We start from the raw sequence: 19,425 nt of genomic DNA, 5'->3' as shown, positions 1-19,425 counted from the left end.
AACAGGGGGACGATGTAGCATAATGTGCGCATCGTGACAATGCGCGGCCTGGCGGCGGGGAGGCGGGGTGCGGCACATTCTCGCGCGGTGCGACGCTCGCGCCGATGGAGTACACTCCGGCCGCGCGTTCGGAAGCGGAAAACGCGCTCAGGCAGTCAGAATGGAACGATCGTCCTTCATGGCGCGCGGCGCGGTCGCGAGCGCGGTTTGCTCTGCGCTCCTCCTCGAGGGGGCCTCGGCCTTCGCTGACTGGCCATCTGCCCGTCACGACGCGCAGCGCACGGGCGCCACGTCGTCCACGAGCAATATCGTGAAGCCGGCGCCCTACTGGCGGGCGTACCTCGGCGGTGTCCTCTCGACAGGCCGGGTGCTCGCTGGGGACGCGAACCAGGACGGCGATATCGACCTGCTCTTTGTGTCCGGCGGCCGCGTCGTCCTCTCCGATCCGCTGGGATTCGTCCGCTGGAGCACCCCATCGCTGGGAATGCAGACGCTGCACTCCGTCGACGATCTCGACGGAGACGGGCGGGTCGAGATCGTCGCGCTGAGCGGCGCGGGCGCGGCGGTCATCGATGGATCGAGCGGAGCCATCCTGTGGCGCGAGGACGCCTCTGAGCTCGGAACGCTCGGGGCCGCGCGCCTCGCCGATTTCAACGGCGACGGTTATCTCGATCTCTTCCTGGACGAGTGTGGCTGTTGCACCGTGCGCACGGACAGCCCGGGTGTCATCTACAGCTTCGCGGGGGGGTTCGGCGCTGTCGAGCGGTTGCCTCCTCCTCCGCGGCGCGTGCATTGCAACGCGACGATCGACACGGTGGGCGACTGGAACGGAGACGGCGCGGACGATCTCCTCGTGTCCTCCTATGACCAGCTATTCCTCGTCTCGGGATCGGGGGACGTCTTCGCGGAGTCGGCCAGCATCGGCGTCCACCTCGGCGGGGCCGTCTGCGAGGCGGTGACCATGGGCGATCGGGCGAGCCCCGGTCAGCACGCGCTCTGCTTCCAGAATCGGGTCCGCGGCAACCAGGGCGCGCGCGAGGTCACCCTGCTCGCGTACAGGCCGGACGAGAGCCCGTCGCTCGCTGTGGTCTGGCGAAAGACCCTCAGCCCCAATGACGGCGGCGACGCCCGCGCCCCGACGCGCCTCGCGTGGGATCTCGACGGAGACGGCGCGCTCGAGGTGCTGGCGAGCGGCAAGGTGGGCGAAACCTGGACGTCCTTCGTGCTCGATGCCGCCACGGGCGCCGCGCTCGCCACCATTCCCGACGCGATAGCGCAGGGCGCGGTCCAGGGAGACGCCGGCTCCGAGCAATGGATCGTCACGTCGCGCGAAGAGCGCGTGTCGGCGTACCGGTTCAGCCGCGCCGCCGGAGGCTCGCTGGAGCGGCTCTGGTCGCTGGACGGCGAGCGGGTGCGCACGCGGCTCGACTGGGCGAGATCCCGCAGGACGAACCTCGCCTTCTCGCTGGTGACTCCGGATCTCACGGGCGACGGACGCGGCGAGCTCGTGCTCGAGTCGACGTCGGAGCCCGTCGGGCTCACCGCGGTCGACATGCAGGGGGGCGGGACGACGGTCGCGGCCGTCTACTCCGTCGAGCCCGGAAGCGGCATCGCGGCGCTCGAGCTGCCCGTCGCGAGCGCTCCGTCGTGGCCGCGGCTGGTGGTCTCCCGGGCCGATGGGTTCCTCACGCTGCTCGACGCGTCGTTCGAGCCCTCGAACCTCGTGCGGGAGGGGCGCGACGTCCTGCCCGGGATGCGCGTCGGCGGCTTCTACACAGGCCCGGGCGCCTTCGTCAATTTTGGCCGCGCCCCGCTCGCCGCGAGGTTCTCCCCGGAGGACGCCGCCGCCAGCGTCGTGGTCGTCGACAGCCGGGGCGACCTCGTCCGGGTCGCGTCCGACGGCGCGAGCAACGTGGCGCCGGCCAAGCCCGCCTGGCGCGTGAGGGACGCGTTTGGCGCGTCCATCGCCCCCGCCGAGGGGAGCTCGCCCGCGACGCTCGCGTGCTTCAGGCGGCTGCACCCGCTCACCGACCCGGTGAAGTACGCCGTCACGACGCTCGACGCGAACGGCAGGCAAACGAGCGAAACTCCGCTCGAGAAGCCCCCCGCGTGGGACGTGCTGCACGGGGATCTCGACGGAGACGGCGCGCGCGAGCTCGTGGCGGTCACGGTGGATCCGAGCCTGCACACCGAGGTCGTCGCGATCGATGGGGGCGGCGGAGAGCGGTGGAAACACCGTATCGACGCCTCCGCCGGCACCCAGGCCGTCGCGATCGCCGACTGGAACGGCGACGGCGCGGAGGACGTGGCGGTCGCGATCAACAGGGCCAAGGTGCTCTCGGGTCGGAACGGCAGCCCCCTCGGCGAGAACCCGGAGACGCTGCTCTATTTCATGCCCATCCTCGCCGATGTGTCGGGAGATCATCGGCTCGAGATGACCCTGCAGGGGGGGTATGCCCCCGCGCGGGCGCTGCCGCACGACCTGAGCGCCGCGCTGTGGAGGGGCGCGGAGGACATCCGTCCCTACCCGCACGGCGCGATCGCGAGCTGCGACGGCAAGACCGTCCTCGTCGAGGGGTCGTTCATGAATCCGGCGCGGCTGACGTTCTCCGTGCTGGACGCCGCGAGCGGTGGGCAATCGAGCTTCATCGTCCTCGCGGGCGACGGCGCGTTCGACGCGGAGGACGCCGCAGCACAGGCGGGCGCCCCGATGGGCCAGCTCGGAGATGTGGCCATCTCGCGGAACCTGACCGGGCGCGCGTCCGCCGGTCCGACCGCCCTCGTCGGCTCCACGAACGGCTTCCTTTATGCGGTCGACGCGTGCTCGGCGCGCCTCGTGTGGTCTTATGCTTTCGGCAGCCCCGTCGGCTCACCGAGCCTCGCGGACACCGACGGTGACGGCCACGACGACATCCTCGTGAGCGTGGCAGATGGCTACCTCTACAACATGCGACACGAGATCCTGCCGGCCCCCGAGTTCGTCTGGGATGTCGATCCGGGCAGCGGCGAGCGGGACGAGGACATCGACGAGATCGAGACCAGGGACACGCTCCACATGAGGTGGTCGAAGGTCGATGGCGCGACGTCGTATCAGGTGACGGTCGTGGGCGGGCAAGGCGATTACCTGAGCTCGCCTGCGTGGCAGGACGTGGGCGACGTCGTCGAAGCCTCGGTCGGCGGGCTGCCGCTCCTCGACGGGGCGAAGTACTACGTCGGCGTGCGCGCGGTCTCTGCCGCCGGGCTCTCGCCGGACCGAGGGTCGGACGGTGTGATCGTGAGGATGCCGCAGGGCGAAGGGGGAGGCGGCGGTGGAGCCGGAGGCGCTGGCGGCGGCGGAGCAGGAGGCGCCGGCGGCGGAGCAGGGGGCGGCGGCGATGGCGCAGGGGGCACCGGCAGCGCAGGTCCTGGCGGAGCCGGCGCGGCCGGATGGGACGACACGCTCCTGTACGGCCGTGGTTGCGTGTGCACCGAGGCGCCGGGGCAGCGCCCGGCCTCGTGGACGGCCGGCCTCGGCGCTATCGCCCTGGCGCTCGTCGCGCTCGGCAGGGCCCGCGCGACGTGCGGCCGGCGCGTTAGAAGCTCACGCCCCCGCCGAGCGCCAGCGTGAGCGCGAACGCTGCGATCAGCAGGAGCATCGCGCCGAGCGTGTACCGCCGCACAGGCGCGTCGATCACGAAGGCGAGGCGCGCCACGCCGACAAGCACCGAGGGGCCGAACACACCGAAATGGCGGACCAGGGGCGCCGGCGCCAGCAGGAGCCATCCGGCCACGCACGCGCTGCTCAGCACGCTGCCCGCCGCGAGCACGCGGCGCGAACCCGGGCCGGAGAAGTAAATGCACATGGCGTCCGTGACGAGCGGAGCCACCGCAGAGACCAGCATCGTCATCGTCATGGCGTCGCGGGCGGCACCCGAGTGCGGCAGGCCGGGGATCCGGACCGTGAAGATCACATAGATGGCCGCGCCGAGGAGCGAGAGCAGGGCGGCCGGAGGCAGCCAGGCGCGCACGGCGCGCGCCTGCCAGGTCGCCTCGTCTCCCGACCTGCTCGCGCCCGCGACCGCGCGCGCCGCGAACGCCTGCGACGCCTGGGAGAGCACCGCGGCGAACGACCAGTAGAGCACCTGCTGCCCCACGCGATGGTCGCCGATGAGCTTCAGGTTGGCGCTGAGCGAGATCGGGTAAACGATGACGGTCGAGAAGTTCGCGATGGAGTACGGGACCGCGCGCCGGACGACGAGCATCGCGTAACGCGCGGCGCGCCGGAGCCGGGTCGGGCGCAGGAGGAGCAGCGCAGGCGAGGCGCCGGCGATCCCGATCGCGACGGCGACGGCATCGGGGCGCCCCGCAAGCGCGGCCAGCATGGAAGCGCCCGGGGAGAAGACGAGGAGCACCGCGAGCGCGCGCAGATACCGCCCCTGGAGCTGCCAGCTCGGCCAGATGCTCGGCGCGGCGGCGGCGAGCAGCGAGCACGCGCTGAAGAGCGCGGTGACCAGACCCGCCGTCCCGCCCAGCCCGGTGGTCAGCTCATGGGCGAGCGTGCAGCTGAAGGCGAACACGGCGACGAGCGCGAGGGCGCCGCCCACGAGCGCGCGGCCCCCCCTGGTCGCGAAGGCGCGCGCCCGGCGCGCGAGGGTCGGCGCGAGGCCGGCGGAGACCAGCGCGACGACGACCATCCCGCGCGACGTGTAGTTGGCGAGCGCGGCGAGCGCCGCGGGGTCGGCCGACAGCGCAAGCACCCACTGGGCCGCGAGCGAGACGGCGCGAGGCAGGATGACCGCGAAGGCGACCCCGGCGCCGCCGTGCATCCCAGCGCGCAGCAGCGACGACAGCTTCACAGGGCGATTCGAAGGAGAGGGAGGAAGGCGAGGATGGCCACGATCGTGCGCAATCTACCTACGGGCTGAGCGAAGGCGCCAGCGCCTTCGCTTTCTCCTCGAGGACCCGCTTGCGCAGCGCAGGGTCCTGCCCCCCGCGCCGCTGCAGCAGGCGCTCCAGCGCCTTCGACGCCTCGATGTGCGCGCCCGCGCGGCTGGCGGCGTCGGCCAGCTTGAGGAGGCGCTCCTCCGTCGGCTCGTCCTGCGCTGCCCGCGCGTAGTAGGTCACGGCCGACGGATGGTCTTCACGCGCCGCGAGCAGGTCGCCGGCCCAGGTCGACGTCGCCGCGCACGCCGCGAGCGTGGTGCACGACGCGGAGAGCAGCTCGCGGAGCGCGGGGAGGAGCTTCTCGGACGAGGCCATCTGCGCCGCCGCGACGACCCGCAGGCGAAGACAGCCGGCCCGGTTGTCCAGCCGCTCGCAGCTCCCCGAGAGCAGCTGCTCCGCCTCCGCGCTCTTCTTGCCCAGGAGGAGGAGCCGCGCCCTCAGCTGGACCGCGAAGAACGAGTCGTCGTCGAGGCCCTGCACCGCCGCCGCGTGCGCCTCGATCTCCCGCTCGCAGGCGGCCCTCCGCCCGTCGTCACCGCCGCAGCGGGCGGAGCCCGGGGCCTCCAGCATCGCGAGCAGCGCATCGCCGGCAGCCCAGTGCGCTCCGACCCGCGCGCGGTCGCGCGCGATCGCCTCCTCCGCGCAGCGCAGGCGCAGGTCGACCTCTTCCCGGCGGTCGCCCGTGGTGGCCATGCGCTCGAGCACCTCGACCCCGGCCTTGCCTTCCGGCACGGCCCGCAGCAGCTCCTCCCACGTGTGGGTCCACTGCCGGGCGAGCCCCGCGGCCGTGTCGGTCACGCGGGGGTCGTCCTCCACGGCGAGCCGCAGGCTCAGGAGCGCCTGCTCCTTGGCGCCGCGCGACGCGAGCACCTCCGCGAGCAGGAGGTGGGCGCGCCCGTGGCGGCGTGAGCGCTCGAGCGTGCGCTGGAGCCATGGGATGGGGCTCTCGCCGCTGCCCCGGAGCGCGGCGACCGCGCCGAGCAGCGGGAAGTACGGCTCCGCGGGGTGGCGGAGGATCGCCGCGCGGAGCTCCTCGCGGAAGGGTGGCCAGCCGGCGCCGCTCGCCGCGCCGGCGTCGCTCTGCGCGCGCAGCGACCGGCGGTCGTGGTCGACGTCGCGCCAGCCGAAGCGCACCATCAGGGAGACGAGCGCGAGCGCGGAGGCCGCGGCGCAAGCCGCCGCCTGCCACGGCCGCCACCGCTCCGGGCCGGGCGCGCCTGCCGGAGCCTGGTGCCGCGGCCGCTCGCCATGGGCCTCACCCCAGAGCGAGCCCAGGGTCGCCGCGAGCGCGATGCTGACGCCTGGCACCTCGAGCCCGAGATCGAACAGGTTCTGGAGGACGAGCGCCGCGCAGCCGACCCAGGCGCCCAGCGCCGCCGTGCTCGCGCGCAAGGCGATCTTGCCCGGGCGAAACGCGACGCCGAACGCGACGAGCGAGGCCGCCGCGACCGGAGCACCCCACTCCGCAGCCCACTGGATCACGACGTTCTCGGCGTGTGTGAACACGATGTTCCCCGGCGACTGTCGATACGCCGGGAACACCGTCTCGAACGCGCCGCGCCCGATGCCGAGGAGCCAGTGATCCGCGAGCAGCGGGAGCGTCGAGCGAAAGAGCGACAGCTTGTCGAGGTTGTCGTCCGCCATCTCCGCGAGCGTGCGGTTCGTCGCGGCGAGCGCGGCCAGCAGCGCGCCGCCGCCGATGGCCACGCTCAACAGCCACGCCGCCGCGCCCCGGCCGCGGGCGCCGGAGCGGTGCCTGCCGCGCCGCCGCCGAGAGAGCAACGCGAAGAGGGCGAGGCCGAGCGGCAGCACGAGCAGCCCTCCGCGGGACGACGCGATGATGCCGACCCCGACGATCGTGGTGAGTCCGACGCCGGCGACCCAGGGCGGCAGGAGCGGCCTGCTCGTGAGCAGCAGCCCGACCCCCGAGAGGATGCCGAGGTTCAGGTAACCGGCGAGGTTGTTCGGGTTGAGCAGCGGCCCGACGTGCCATGACGCCACCGAGAACCGCGGTTGATACAGGCCGAAGACGGTCGTCGCGCCGAGCAGCCCGTGGGCGATCGTCGTGAGCGCGGCGAGGAACGCGCTGCCGAAGACCAGGGTGATCCCGAGCTTCGCGCCGCGCCGCGCGCCGACGAACGCGGCCGTGAGGAAGACGCCGGTATAGGTCAGCCATTTCACGGCCTCCACCAGCGTGGCGCCGGGGTCGAGCGAGACGCTGGCGTACCGCGGCGCCGCCTCGCCGAGCGGCATCAGGGAGCGCGACCAGATGTCGGCGCTCGCCGGCGAGAGCCGCTCGAGCCACGCGAGCGGCAGCGGCGCGGCCTGCAGCAGCGTGTACGCGGTCAAGCCGAGCAGCGTGAGCGCCGGCAGCGTCTTCACGGGAGACGGCTCGCCGGCGAGCGCGCTGGCGCGGAGCGAGAGCGCGGCGGCGATCGCCACGACCGCGGACACCAGGGCCAGCGTCGGCGCATGGACAGCGCCGATGGCGAGCACGGACCCGGCGACGATGGCCCCGAGCAGCCACGGGATCATGCGCTCGGCGAGCGGTGGTGCGGCGCCTCCCGGGCGGCTCCGTGCCGCGGCGCCCATCGAGCGCCGGAGCTCGGCGGGCGACCTCAGCTTCGGGCGTGTGGAGTCCGTCGTCACGGCCGGCCAGGGTAGTCGATCTGCGCCGCAGAGGGACGGGATCGCTCACCGCACCATCGAGTCGACCTGCGCACTCGCGGGATTGACCGAGAGAGTGTGAGATGACGAGCATCCATCCAGGAGCGCTGTCGCGCGGCGGCGCACGGCGGCGCGCGCCGCCGCGCATCAATGGGCCTTCCTTCGCGTTCAACGCCGAGCGGTTGATCACGAAGGGGTCGTCCAAGGCGCTGATCGAGCTCGCGCCCAACCACGCCTCTGGCGAGCAGCTCGCCGATACGACCTGCGCCGAGGAGGCGCTCGCGCAGCCTCGCCGCTCGTGTAGAGTGCGCCGCGTGCTCACGCTCTCGGCGCATCCTCTGCTCGAAGTCGCCGCCTTCGTCACGACGTTCCCCGCGCCGCTCGGCGAGCTGCAGGGGAGCGACGCGCTCCGCGGCCTCCTGTCCGACAAGGCCTCGGCCCCGTTCCGCTCGGACGACGCCGTGCGGTCGGCGGTCCGCGATCTGCTCCGGCACGGCGGCTACAAGCCGACAGGCCGGGGCAAGCCGGCCTCCGAGTACCTCATCCGCGCCGCCGAGGGGGGATCGCTCGCGGCCATCAACGCGGCCGTGGACGCGTGCAACGCCGTGTCGCTGCACACGGGCCTGCCCATCAGCGTGCTCGATCTCGATCGCGCCCGCCCGCCGCTCCGCATCGAGGTCGCGCCCGCTGGCTCCCGCTACGTGTTCAACGCCTCGGGGCAGGAGATCGACCTCGAGGGGCTCCTCTGCGTCTTCGACGCGGACGGCCCGTGCGCGAACGCCGTGAAGGACGCGCAGCGGACGAAGACGCACGCGGGGACGACGCGCGCGCTCTCGGTCCTCTGGGGCAGCCGCGCGCTTCCGGGCCGCGCGGCGGGAGCGGCCGCCTGGTACAAGGAGCTGCTCGCCGGCGTCGGCGCGGCGACCTCGGACGCGCCGATCGCGGCCTGAGCGCCCGGCGCGCGGGCCATCGCCTCCCACGCACGCCGGCGCGCCGCCGCTGCCGCCATGCGCCCTACGGCGCCGGCGCAGGGGGATCGGGCAGCGTGATCACGCTCTCGTCCTTGTCGGTGAGCCACCGCCAGTTGTCGACGAGCCCGGTCGAATCGAGCTGATGGTCTCCGGCGTCGTACGCCCCCCATCGGATCTTGATCTCCGTGTTCGGCTCCACGGGCACCGACGTGACCAGCCAGCTCGTACCCGCGCGGCCCTCGAACCCCGTCCCGAGCAGCTCCCGGATCCCGCGGGTGCACGCGTACACCCTGCCGTCGAGATCGCAGGGAGGGCCGCTCTCGCAAGCGCAGACGTCGATGAAGGTGCTGTTGACGCTCATCGCGTTCCACTGGCTGTCGAAGAGGATGTGACCATCGAGGAGGTTGGCCGGCCGCGGCGAGAGGAACGCGACGAAGTAGTCGTTGAAGCTGTCGCAGACGACGGGCCAGTCGAACGTGACGTAATTGACGTTGAACGCGAAGCCGCGGACGTTCGACGGGACCCGGAGGGTGATCTCGACGGCGGTCGGGTCGGACGGCTTCGCGAGCACCAGATCGTCACAGCCGCGGGGGTCCTTCGGGAAGTCTTCGGGGAAATCACCTTCGTACTTCTTGTCGAAGCCTTGCGGGCTCTCGAACCCCTCGTCGCCGTCCTGCCGCGCCGTGCCGCTCGAGAGGGCGAGCAGCCGCGCGCCCGCCCTCGGCGGGACGTTGCGCCCGAACGCGGGGAGGATGCCGTGCCCGAGGTGGAAGTTGGCGAGCAGCTCGGCTTCCTGCGGCGGCGGCGCGCCGTCGACCATGACCCAGGCGGCGGAGACCACGCCCCAGTCGCGGGGCCCGGACGACATCTTGCACAGCTCGACCGCCCTCGCAGCGTTGAGCGGATCCAGGTCGTCGAGCGGGATCCCGTCGTCGCACGGCTCGGGCACGTTGTCGGCGATGCCGTCGCAGTCGTCGTCCACGGGCTGCGGCGAGGCTCCCCCTTCTCCACCGACCGTCGGGAGCTCGAGCGCTCGCGGATTGATCAGCGCGTTGCAATCGTCGCAGTCGCCTTCGAGCTCCGTGAAGCCGTCGCCGTCGTCGTCGGCGTCCGGCGAGCCGCTGCAGCCCGCGCCCCCCGCACCCACCCCCGCGGACGTGGCGACGGTCGTCGCGTCGGCCGTCGTTTCGGCTGTCGTGGTCGGTATCCCGCCGGTGCTGGAGGCGCTCGCGGCGCCGCCCTCCCCGACATCAAGGCCGCCTACCGGTCCGATGTTCCCGGTGCAGGCCGTGCCCAGACACCCTGCCGCAGTGATGAGGCTCAAGAAATTCAACCAAGGTTTCATCGGTGCTCCTCGAGGTCGCATGGAACCAGGGAGGTTCGGTCGATCCGGCGATACGGGAGTCGTCGATGATTTTATCAGCAGAAGCGGCCGCAGCAGTCAGCTCATCCCGGCAAAGGCTGGTGCTTTTTTGTGAGGTGAATGCCCACATCGTGGCACCCGTATCCGACCCAGGCGCCATCGTCACGCGCGTTCCAGGAGACGCGGGTCGTGGCGACAAAACGCAGAACGCCGGCGCTTCCACAGCGCCGGCGCTCTCGGCCTCTCCGAGGGGCCGTCCACGGTTCGCCCCGCTCACACGCAGTGGGCGGAGCGCTCTGAACGATCAGGCCTGGGCGCCCACTTCCTTCTTGCCCTTGCGCTTCGGCTCCTTCTTGCTCCCGGAGCCGTTCGTGGTCGCGGGGACCGCGGCGAGCGTCGGGCGCAGCAGGTCCTCGGCCAGCTTGGCCGCGCGGTCCGTCTTCTCCCAGGTGAACTCGTCACGCCCGAAGTGGCCGTACGCGGCCGTCTTTCGGTAGATGGGCTTCAGCAGATCGAGCTGCTCGATGATCGCCTTCGGCCGCATGTCGAAGTTCTGCATGATGTACTTCTCGAGCACGTCCTCACCTACGCGGCCCGTGCCGAAGGTGTTCACGTGGACGCCGACCGGCTGGGCGACGCCGATGGCGTAGGCGATCTGCACCTCGCAGCGCGCCGCGAGCTTGGACGCGACGACGTTCTTCGCGACGTAGCGCGCGTAGTAGCAGGCGGAGCGGTCGACCTTCGTCGGGTCCTTGCCGCTGAAGGCGCCGCCGCCGTGCCGGCCCATGCCGCCGTAGGTGTCGACGATGATCTTGCGGCCGGTGAGGCCGGCGTCGCCGAAGGGGCCGCCGACCACGAAGCGGCCGGTGGGGTTCACGTAGATCTTCGTGCTCCGATCCATCAGCTTGGCCGGGATGCACTTCTCGATGATCAGGCTCCGCACCGCGTCGACGATCGTCTTGTGCTTGACCTCGGGGCCGTGCTGCGTCGACACGACGACGGCGCTCACGCGCACGGGCGTCTGATCCTCGTACTCGATCGTGACCTGGGTCTTGCCGTCGGGGCGCAGCCAGTCGAGCTTCTTGGATTTGCGGAGATCGGCGAGCTTCCGGGCGAGGCGGTGGGCATAGCTGATGGGGGAGGGCATCAGCTCCGACGTCTCGTCCGTCGCATATCCGAACATGAGCCCCTGGTCGCCTGCCCCCTGCTCCTTGAAGAGGCCCTCGCCCTCGGTGACGCCGCGGGAGATGTCGGGCGACTGCTTCTCGATCGCCGTGAGCACCGCGCACGTCTCGTAGTCGAAGCCCATCGCGGCGTCGGTGTAGCCGATGTCCTTGATGGTGTTGCGCACGACGACCGGCATGTCGACCCACGCCGAGGTGGTGATCTCGCCGGCCACGACGGCCATCCCCGTCTTCACCAGGGTCTCGCACGCGACGCGGGCCGTCGGATCCTTCTCGAGGATCCCGTCGAGAATGGCGTCGGAGATCTGGTCGCACACCTTGTCGGGGTGTCCTTCGGTGACGGACTCGGATGTGAACTGGTAACGGCGCATGAATCGCTCCTTCGGCGGACTCGAAATCGGACCTCTACGCATAGTTCGAGCGCGGGGCACCGTCAACGCGAGCCGCGGCCTTCCGCGGACAAAAGCGCCGGCCGGACGAGCTGCCTCCGGGCTGTCGGTGTGGACGCGAGGTGGACGCGAGACCGGACGAGCGGGGGGCGTCGGGCCGTCGATCCGGCGCGCTCCCGGAGGCGCGCCGTCAGAGGCTATGATGCCGCGCATGACGTTCGACGAGATCAAGGCGTGCCTCGAGCGCGAGGGCTGGGCTGTGGAGGTCGTATCCAGCGACACCATGCGCAGCGACTTCCAGGGGGCCGAGCGGCTCTTCCCGCTGTTCGTGCGGCTCTCGCCCCCCTTCGTCGTCTTCGCGGTGATCCCGTTCGTGCGGCTCCCGATGGAGCTCGAGGAGGGCGACGGGATCGTGCGGCGCCTGCTCCAGCTGAACCGCGAGATCAACATGGCCAAGCTCTCGGCCGACGAGGAGGGCGACGTGATTCTCAGCGTCGAGTACCGCCTCGAGGACCTCGATCCGAGCGAGGTGCGCGACGCCGTCGATGTGCTCTCTTTCTACGCGAACAAGCACTATGCCGAGCTCGTGGCGCTCGCCGCGCAATGAGCGGTCGCCGGCCCCGCTTCAAGGCAGGATCTGCTCTTCTCTGGGCTTGAGCCCCTCGTGCGCCCTTAGCTCGGTGCGCACGACCCGGACGCGCCGCACGTCGCGCCCGCGGACGACGGTGAGCTCGACGGCGCTCCCGACGGCGCCGCGGAGCCGATCGCGCACCGCTGCCGACGAGAGATCCCGGACATACACGCCATCAATCATCATGATCTCGTCGCCCGGGATCAGCCCCGCTCGCTCGGCGGCGAGGCCCGGCGGCACGTCGCGCACGTAGAGCGCCAGCGACTCGTTATCTCGCCCAAGGACAGCCCCGATGGATCCCACGCTCGCGGTGCACCCCGCGGCCACGAGCAGGAGCGCCGCGCTCCAGGACCTGTTTGCCACCGGGGCACCATAGCGCCGAGGAGCCCCGGCGCGCCGCCATTCTCGCAGGGCGCTCCCGGAGCGCGCGGCGGGACGCGGCCGCCACGTCAGACCGGCTCCAGCGGACGCGCGCGCTCGTCGAACGTCGCAGCGCCGCAGGCGAGAGAATGCGATTTTACAGGAAGGGAGCGCCCGAGTGTGCCTGTCGCGTCCGCACGCGGGGTGCGAAACTCGGTTCTCGGTGGGGCTTCAGGAGCGCAAACGACTACGCGGCTGGTCGCCGGAGGCGCGGGATACGCCCCTGGAAAGCGCGGTGTGGCGCCGGGACGCGGGCTTGCAACGATCTGTCACGTCATGTCCATCGAGAGGTCGCAATCCAGTTGGTCTCCGGGGGCGGCTGCCCTAGAGTCCGGGCCGGGATCGCCGATGCCTGAACCGCGCGCTGCTGCCGAGAGCTCGACACCTGCCGCCCAGTCCGGCGGTGTGCCCGGCGGCTGGAAGATGCGGATGGAGGACCCGCTCAATCGCTACTATCGGTACCCGATCGCGCGCTGGATCGTGCGGGCGCTGATGAGGACGCCGGTCACGCCGAACCAGGTGACGCTGGTTCAGCCGCTCTTCGCCGCGCTGGCCGGTTACCTGGTGACGTTCGATGATCCGAGGCACCTCATCGCCGGGGCGCTCGTGTTCGAGCTCCGCTCCATCCTGGACTGCGTGGACGGCGCGCTGGCGCGGGCGAAGCGGATGGTGAGCCCCGCCGGGCACGCCATTGACGGCCTGGCCGACTGGCTGGGCGTCGTCTTTCTTTATGCCGGCATCTTCTGGCACGTTCACCTTCACCCGCCGCCGGAGGGCCCGTGGAGCGCGACCGTGTCCACGAACGCACTCCTGCTGATCGCGCTGCTCCAGGGGGCGCTGCGCTCTTTCTCCGCGGACTACTTCAAGCTCAAGTACTGCTCGATCTTCGAGACGGGCACCGACGAGACGGCGGACGTGCTGCGCCGGAAGATCCAGGCGCTCGGCCCCTCCTCCTCGTTCTTTGCCCATTTCGATGTCTTCATCGGGCGCATGGGGCACCTCGCGTTCGAGCACGAGTGGTTCGACCCGCGGCGGAGCCAGTCCTCGACCAGCGCGGATCAGGTAAAGCAGCTGATCCGGGAGGAGGCGTCGCCGCTCACGCGCCTCATCGGCGCGCTCTGGGCGATATCGAACGGCGACGCGTTCCTGTCGATGGTGGTGCTGACGCTCCTCGTGAACCAGCTCTGGCTGGGTCAGGTCTTCTTCGCGACGGGCGGGGTCGTCTGGATCGTCGCGGTCGTCTGGCTGAACGGCTGGTTCCTCCGCGGCGCATCCCGGCGCGCGAAGCTGGCCGTGGCCTGAGCTCGGCTCCCGGCTGCGCCGCCGAGCTCAGATCCGCGTAGTCCCCCTCAGAGCCCGCTCCTAGAGAGCGCTTGCCAGGCGGCGGGCTTTCTCCACGTCTTCTTCGAAGTCGATCTCGGTCCAGGGCAGGTCGTCGACGCGCTCGATACCGAACGGTACCTCCTGGAAAGCGCGGTCCATCGCGGCCTCGTACTCCTGGTCGAGGCGTCCGGCGGAGACCTCCTCCTCGAGGAGGCGCTGCATCGTGCGACCGCCCTGCGGGCCGACCTTGGCGAAGCCGACGGTCTCGCCGGCGATGTCCCAGTCCTTGCCCACGCGGCGCGCGATCTTGAGGACGCGGCCGGCGCGGACGCCGACCATCATCTCTTCGCCGCTCTCCTCCGAGCTCGCGTCGACCAGCAGGCAGTTCTCGTGGGGCGAGCTCACGAGGCGCCGCAGCAGCGCGGCGGGATACAGCACGTCGGCGTCCATCCACAGCCCGCCGCCTGACAGCCGGTCGGCCGCTACGTGGAGCGAGACGATGCTGCCGTGGGTGAACCGCGGGTTCTTGACGAGCTCGATCTTCAGCGAAGGGCGCAGCGAGGCGAGCGCGTCCTCGATCATCTCGTGCCGGAAGCCGACGACGATCGTCAGATCGGTGACGCCGCTCTCGGTGAGGTTCACGAGGTGGCGCTCGAGCAGCGTCTTGCCCTCGATCGAGATGAGGCACTTGGGCGCGTCCCGGCCGATGCGCCGGCCGCGGCCGGCGGCGAGCAGGATCGCCCTCATCGGCGCGCCTCGGCCGCGAAGCGGGAGGCCAGCTCCTGCGGGGTCTCTGCGACGCGGCCGATGCCCTTCACGGTGCCGCCGTCGACGAGGGCGAGGACCATGACCGGGCCCGGCTGCACGAGCGCGACGCGCAGCGACGCCTCGAAGGACTCGACGGACTCGGCGCGGTGCGTGGCGCGGTAGCCGACCGCGCTGGCGACCGACTCGAGCCTCACGTCGCCCGAGATCGTCCGCTGCCCGCCCGTCGAGGCGTGGGAGCGGTTGTCGAGGACGACATGCACGAGGTTCGCCGGCCGCTCGCTGCCGACGCTGGCGAGCGCGTTCATGCCCATGAGGACGTTGCCGTCGCCGTCGAGCACGAAGATCCGCTTGCGCGGCTGCGCGAGCGAGAGCCCCAGGCCGATCGACAGGCCGAGCCCCATCGAGCCGATCATGTAGAAGTTCGAGGGCCGGTCCTGCGTCGTGTAGAGCTCGCGGCCGATCATGCCGTTGCAGCAGACGACGAGGTCGTCCTTGCCGACCGCCGCCGTGAACACCTTCAGCGCTTCGAGCTTGTTCATTCGAGCACCCCCGCGGGCACGATGAGCGCCGCCGGCTGCCTGGTGGAGAGCATGACGTCCTTCGCCCACTGCACCTGGGGCCCCATCGGCTCGGCGGCGCGGAGGACGCGGTGCTGGATCTTCATCAGATCGAGGATGGGAAGCATGATCTCGCCCATCATGATGTGCTCCGGGGCGTCGTTGCCGCCCTCGCCGCGCCAGGAGATGACGAGCAGCGCGGGCACCTCGTACATCGTGCTGAGCGAGGCCAGCGCGTTCACGGAGACGCCGAGCCCGGAGTTCTGCATCAGGACCATCGGCAGCCTGCCGCCGAGCCAGGCGCCGAACGCCATCCCGATGGCGCTGTCCTCGCGGGTCGCCGAGATGTAACGGGCGCTCGCGTCGGCGTCGAGCAGCGAGACCAGGCCCTTCAACAGCGAGCAGGGCACGCCCGCGAAGAAGTCGAACCCCGCCTCCTTGAGCGCGGCGACGAACTCGGGCGCATACGATTTGCCTGAACCGTGGGACATCGCCTCACTCCTTGATGAGCGCCCAGGCGCGACGGTAGTCCTCGAACGTGTCGATCTCGAGCCACCCCTTGTAAACGTCGATCGCCTGCACGTCCGCGCCGCGGTCGACGAGCTCCTGGAGCAGGTCGGTGAAGGTCGCGCTGCGGAGCGACTCGGCCTCGTGGAAGCCGCCCTTCGCGCGGCTCTCCTGCAGCTGGTGGTAGCAGTCGGTGAGCAGGCGCGCGCCCTTCGCGGTGAACAGGGCCATGCCCACGAACTCGCCGTGCGCCTCGCCCGCGGGGATCGCGCGGCCGACGCGGGCCACCCGGTGCGGCGCCTCGGCGCCGACGAAGCGGTAGCCGGCCTCCTGCGCATCCTTCAGGGCCACGAGGTCGGGCACGCCGCGCGCGTCCTTGGGCCGCTGGCCCTCGGCGTACGCGCGGTCGACGACGATCGAGATGTCCGCCGGGCTCTTGAGGAGCTTCTCGAGGTGGCCGCGCTCGAACACGATGTCGCCGTAGAGGAAGAGGAACGGCCCGCTCAGCTCCTTGGAGGCGCGGAAGAGCGAGAACACCTCGTTCGTCGTCGCGTACTCGTCGTTGTCGTAGAAGCGGGCGTTCGGGACCTTGATCGCCTCCTTCTTGTACCCGCGCACGACGGCGACGTCCTTGACGCCGCACGCGTTGAGCACGTCGATCTGCCGCTCGAGGATGCTCTTGCCCTTCAGGTCGAGCATCGGCTTCGGCAGCTCCTCCGTGAGCGGCAGGAGCCCCTGGCTCTGGCCGGCGGCGAGGATGACGGCGGTGACGCCCGGGCTGCCGGAGGGCAGGAAGCTCGACTCCTCCTGCTTCATCTTGTCGACGCCCACGAGCTGGTAGACGCGCTCGAGCGGCACGACCTTGTCGTCGACGCTGCCGGTGTACATCTCGCGCTTCAGCGTCTGGAGCGTCTCCGTCATCGCCTTGATCGACGAGCGGATCGCGTGGTTCGCGAAGATGATCAGCTTGAAGCCGGCCTTGTGCAGCGTGTCGACGCTCGTCGTGCGGTAGATCGTCGGCACGCAGACGAGCGGCGTGTTCGGGCGGTCCCACGCGCGGGCGAAGGAGAGCACCTCGTCCGGGTCCTTGCTCTTCGAGTGGATGAGGACCATGTCGGCGCCCGCGTCCGCGTAGGCGCGGCCGCGGCGGAGCGCCTCCTCCATCCCCCAGCCGGCGATGAGCGCCTCGGTCCGCGCGATGACCACGAAGTCGCGATCCTTCTGCGTCGCCTTCGCCGCGCGGACCTTGAGCGCGTGCTCCTCGACGTCCGCGAGCTCGCGCTTCACGCCGGCGTAGAAGCTGCAGCGCTTCGGGAAGATGTTGTCTTCCATGCAGATCGCCGCGATGCCCGCCGCCTCGTACTCCTCGACGCAGCGGACGACGTTGACGGCGTTGCCGTAGCCGTTGTCGCAGTCCGCGACGACCGGGAGCGACGTGCTGTTCATCATCTTGGCGGCCTGGAGGTTCTCCGCCATCGTGAGGATGTTCGCGTCCGGCACCGCGTAGCTCGCGGAGATCTCGAAGCCGGAAGCCCAGAGCCCGTCGAACCCTGCCTCTTCACCGATCTTTGCGGAGAGCCCGTTGTGCGCGCCGATGATGACGATCGGCCCGGGGCGGGCCATGAGTTCGCGCAGCTTCCTGGCTTTGGTCACGTCTCCTCCACTCCTTCGCGCGGTGTTTCCATCCCTGCCTGGCGGGCGACCGCGTCCGCATGCGCCGCGGTGCGCGTCCCCGGCGAGCGGCATCCCGTCGTCACCGCGCGCGGGCAGCTCCGGGGGGCGCCTGATCTCGCTCTCCTCCCCGAGGAGCCGGGCCTCAGAACGGGGGCTGCCTTAACACCGTTCGCCAGTGCCGCCAATGGCAGGGCACGACCGGAGCAGACGATCGCGAGGGCGACGGAGCGCGCTCCGCCGCGTGGGGACGTGCGCGCTGCGGCGGTGCCTGATGGCGGGCGCGCGCGATGCTCGCCGCGGGCTCCCCCGGCCGCTCAGCCCTCGCGGCCGACGATGCCGCGCAAACGGACCAGCCCGGGGCCCGCGCGGAGCACCACCTGGCACGCGAGCCGGAGCCGCGGCGGGGCGCCGAAGCGCTCGAGCAGATCGCGCTCGCCGCGCGCAGGCGGCTCGAGGAGCTGCTCCCCTTCGACGACCTCGACGCGGCACGTGGCGCAGCGCGCGTCGCGGCACGAGAACACGATCGGAGCGCGCGCGTCGTCGCAGACATCGATGAGCCTGCCGGCTCCCGTCTCCGCGGTGACGGCGGGGCCGAGCGCGCCGTCCTCGAACACGACCGTGGGCACCGCCGAACCCTCCCTCCTCCCTACCTGGCGCGCGACGCCGAGAGCGCATTTTCTCGGGCGTCGGCACGCACTATACGACGAGCGATGACGGATCGCTGGGACGCAATCATCCTCGGCGGAGGGCCGGGTGGGTCGACGCTCGCCGCATCGCTGGCCCGCCTCGGCCGCCGGGCCCTCGTGCTCGAGCGCGAGAGGTTCCCTCGCTTTCACATCGGCGAGTCGCTGCTGCCGCTGTCCCGCGAGGTCTTCGAGCGGCTCGGGCTGGACGAGGAGCTGGACGCGCGCTTCCTCCGCAAATACGGCGCCCGGTTCCTGTGCTCGTCGACGGGGCGGACGCGGACGTACAGCTTCGCCGACGCGTTCGATCCGAGGTTCGAGTTCGCCTACCAGGTGCAGCGCGACGCGTTCGACCAGCTGCTGCTCCGCCACGCCGCGGAGCGCGGGGCGGAGGTGCGCGAGTCGTGGGAGGCCGTCGAGGTGGTGTTCGAGGGCCCCCGCGCCGTCGGGGTGCGCGCGCGGCCCCGCGCTCGACCCGACGGCGCCGGGCCGGAGGAGGCCGCGGCCGCGCGCGCCGACTCGAGCGACGTCGTCGAGCTCCGGGCGCCGGTGATCGTGGACGCGACGGGGCGGGACACGCTGCTCGCGTCGAGGATGCGGCGGAAGGCGCAGCTGGCCGAGCTCGACAAGACCGCGCTGTTCACCCACTACGAGGGTGTGCCCCGCGAGGAGGGGATCCACCAGGGCGACATCCAGATTGTCCTCTTCGAGCACGGGTGGTTCTGGTTCATCCCGTTCCGCGGCGAGGTGACGAGCGTCGGCGCGGTGGTGTCGTCGAGCTGGATCCGGAGCCGGGCGAAGGGGGAGCGGCTCGACGAGCTCTTCGATCGCACCGTCGCGCAGAGCGGCTGGGCGCGGGAATTCCTCGCGAGCGCGCGGCGCATCAGGCCGGTGGGGGCGCTCGCCGATTTCTCGTACCGGATCGACCAGCTCGCCGGAGATGGATGGCTCTTCGTGGGCGACGCGGGCGGGTTCCTCGACCCGCTCTTCTCGACGGGCGCGCACCTCGCCATCAAGGGCGCCGATCTGGCCGCCACGGCCATCCACCGCGCGCTCGACGCCGGGGACACCTCGCGCGCCGCGTTCGCGGCCTACGAGGCGGAGATCCGCTACGCCGTCGATCTCTTCCTGGGGGTCGTTCAGGGCTTTTACAAAGGCCAGTTCCGGGAGACGCTGTTCGCGCCGAACCAGCGGCCCACGATGCGCAAGCTCATCACGAGCATGCTCGCGGGCGACGTGTTCCACGCCGAGCGGCGGCCGCAGTGGGCCTCGTTCCTCCGGCAGCAGTATCCGGCGGAGGTGCCCGCTTTCGCGTGAAGCGCGGCGGGCGGCCGAGCGTGTGCCTCGCCGCGTGCACGCTCGCCC

The 19,425-nt window shown here is 71.3% G+C and carries 15 protein-coding genes; 5 read left to right on the top strand and 10 right to left on the bottom strand.

The genetic code is table 11. The features are described 5' to 3' along the window. Positions 1-160 precede the first annotated feature (160 nt). Positions 161-3,607: an FG-GAP repeat domain-containing protein gene (locus WME82_RS39250; protein WP_438039498.1), complete on the top strand. Its 3,447-nt coding sequence runs from the start codon at positions 161-163 to the stop codon at positions 3,605-3,607. On the opposite strand, the gene WME82_RS39245 is transcribed toward WME82_RS39250, so the two are convergent. Together WME82_RS39245 and WME82_RS39240 are read right to left on the bottom strand one after the other, a co-directional pair. Beyond that, on the bottom strand, positions 3,573-4,835 hold the full coding sequence (locus WME82_RS39245) for a hypothetical protein (RefSeq protein ID WP_438039497.1): 1,263 nt from the start codon (positions 4,833-4,835) through the stop codon (positions 3,573-3,575). The genes WME82_RS39250 and WME82_RS39245 overlap by 35 nt on opposite strands. A gap of 58 nt (positions 4,836-4,893) precedes the next feature. Further along, positions 4,894-7,572 (bottom strand): O-antigen ligase family protein, encoded by a 2,679-nt coding sequence (locus WME82_RS39240; protein WP_438039496.1) that lies wholly within the window; start codon positions 7,570-7,572, stop codon positions 4,894-4,896. Positions 7,573-7,904: 332 nt separating this feature from the next. Here WME82_RS39240 and WME82_RS39235 point away from each other — a divergent pair, with 332 nt between their 5' ends. After that, entirely contained in the window at positions 7,905-8,540 is a 636-nt protein-coding gene (locus tag WME82_RS39235; protein WP_438044974.1) for a phenylalanine--tRNA ligase beta subunit-related protein, read from the top strand. Positions 8,541-8,604: 64 nt separating this feature from the next. Here the strand turns inward: WME82_RS39235 and WME82_RS39230 are convergent, their stop codons facing one another. Continuing rightward, positions 8,605-9,906 (bottom strand): hypothetical protein, encoded by a 1,302-nt coding sequence (locus WME82_RS39230; protein ID WP_438039495.1) that lies wholly within the window; start codon positions 9,904-9,906, stop codon positions 8,605-8,607. A gap of 322 nt (positions 9,907-10,228) precedes the next feature. Continuing rightward, the gene (metK, locus tag WME82_RS39225) at positions 10,229-11,479 is read right to left on the bottom strand and encodes a methionine adenosyltransferase (RefSeq protein ID WP_437741629.1); all 1,251 of its coding nucleotides are present in this window, start codon (positions 11,477-11,479) and stop codon (positions 10,229-10,231) included. Positions 11,480-11,708: 229 nt separating this feature from the next. Here metK and WME82_RS39220 point away from each other — a divergent pair, with 229 nt between their 5' ends. Next, a complete protein-coding gene (locus WME82_RS39220; RefSeq protein ID WP_437741628.1) occupies positions 11,709-12,104 on the top strand; it encodes a YbjN domain-containing protein in 396 nt (131 codons plus the stop codon). Between the two features lie 18 nt (positions 12,105-12,122). On the opposite strand, the gene WME82_RS39215 is transcribed toward WME82_RS39220, so the two are convergent. Next, positions 12,123-12,491, bottom strand: a complete 369-nt coding sequence (locus WME82_RS39215; protein ID WP_231864455.1) for a PDZ domain-containing protein — start codon at positions 12,489-12,491, stop codon at positions 12,123-12,125. Between the two features lie 405 nt (positions 12,492-12,896). Here WME82_RS39215 and WME82_RS39210 point away from each other — a divergent pair, with 405 nt between their 5' ends. Then, complete coding sequence (locus WME82_RS39210; RefSeq protein WP_437741627.1) at positions 12,897-13,850, top strand: CDP-alcohol phosphatidyltransferase family protein; 954 nt, start codon at positions 12,897-12,899, stop codon at positions 13,848-13,850. 60 nt (positions 13,851-13,910) lie between these two features. Here the strand turns inward: WME82_RS39210 and WME82_RS39205 are convergent, their stop codons facing one another. From WME82_RS39205 to WME82_RS39185, 5 genes are all read right to left on the bottom strand, one after another. Continuing rightward, positions 13,911-14,618: an NTP transferase domain-containing protein gene (locus tag WME82_RS39205; protein ID WP_437853111.1), complete on the bottom strand. Its 708-nt coding sequence runs from the start codon at positions 14,616-14,618 to the stop codon at positions 13,911-13,913. Further along, positions 14,615-15,178: a thiamine pyrophosphate-dependent enzyme gene (locus WME82_RS39200; protein WP_437741625.1), complete on the bottom strand. Its 564-nt coding sequence runs from the start codon at positions 15,176-15,178 to the stop codon at positions 14,615-14,617. Before WME82_RS39200 ends, WME82_RS39205 begins: the two co-directional genes overlap by 4 nt. Beyond that, complete coding sequence (locus WME82_RS39195; RefSeq protein WP_012239914.1) at positions 15,175-15,687, bottom strand: thiamine pyrophosphate-binding protein; 513 nt, start codon at positions 15,685-15,687, stop codon at positions 15,175-15,177. Before WME82_RS39195 ends, WME82_RS39200 begins: the two co-directional genes overlap by 4 nt. A 4-nt stretch (positions 15,688-15,691) precedes the next feature. After that, entirely contained in the window at positions 15,692-17,356 is a 1,665-nt protein-coding gene (locus WME82_RS39190) for an isocitrate lyase/phosphoenolpyruvate mutase family protein (RefSeq protein WP_437741624.1), read from the bottom strand. Positions 17,357-17,691: 335 nt separating this feature from the next. After that, positions 17,692-18,003, bottom strand: a complete 312-nt coding sequence (locus tag WME82_RS39185) for a 2Fe-2S iron-sulfur cluster-binding protein (RefSeq protein ID WP_438039494.1) — start codon at positions 18,001-18,003, stop codon at positions 17,692-17,694. Between the two features lie 84 nt (positions 18,004-18,087). Here WME82_RS39185 and WME82_RS39180 point away from each other — a divergent pair, with 84 nt between their 5' ends. Continuing rightward, on the top strand, positions 18,088-19,377 hold the full coding sequence (locus tag WME82_RS39180) for an NAD(P)/FAD-dependent oxidoreductase (protein ID WP_438039493.1): 1,290 nt from the start codon (positions 18,088-18,090) through the stop codon (positions 19,375-19,377). Positions 19,378-19,425: the final 48 nt, after the last annotated feature.

Source organism: Sorangium sp. So ce128 (assembly GCF_051525245.1).
In the GTDB taxonomy this organism is placed as follows: Bacteria; Myxococcota_A; Polyangia; order Polyangiales; family Polyangiaceae; genus Sorangium; species Sorangium cellulosum_B.
The sequence above is the reverse complement of the archived record's forward strand: the minus strand, read 5'-3'. Positions and strand labels throughout refer to the sequence as shown.

Coding starts and splice junctions, on each gene's coding strand:
- WME82_RS39250 (WP_438039498.1), top strand. CDS start 161: ATGGAACGATCGTCCTTCATGGCGCGCGGCGCGGTCGCGAGCGCGGTT.
- WME82_RS39195 (WP_012239914.1), bottom strand. CDS start 15,687: ATGTCCCACGGTTCAGGCAAATCGTATGCGCCCGAGTTCGTCGCCGCG.
- metK (WP_437741629.1), bottom strand. CDS start 11,479: ATGCGCCGTTACCAGTTCACATCCGAGTCCGTCACCGAAGGACACCCC.
- WME82_RS39210 (WP_437741627.1), top strand. CDS start 12,897: ATGCCTGAACCGCGCGCTGCTGCCGAGAGCTCGACACCTGCCGCCCAG.
- WME82_RS39200 (WP_437741625.1), bottom strand. CDS start 15,178: ATGAACAAGCTCGAAGCGCTGAAGGTGTTCACGGCGGCGGTCGGCAAG.
- WME82_RS39220 (WP_437741628.1), top strand. CDS start 11,709: ATGACGTTCGACGAGATCAAGGCGTGCCTCGAGCGCGAGGGCTGGGCT.
- WME82_RS39180 (WP_438039493.1), top strand. CDS start 18,088: ATGACGGATCGCTGGGACGCAATCATCCTCGGCGGAGGGCCGGGTGGG.
- WME82_RS39205 (WP_437853111.1), bottom strand. CDS start 14,618: ATGAGGGCGATCCTGCTCGCCGCCGGCCGCGGCCGGCGCATCGGCCGG.
- WME82_RS39230 (WP_438039495.1), bottom strand. CDS start 9,906: ATGAAACCTTGGTTGAATTTCTTGAGCCTCATCACTGCGGCAGGGTGT.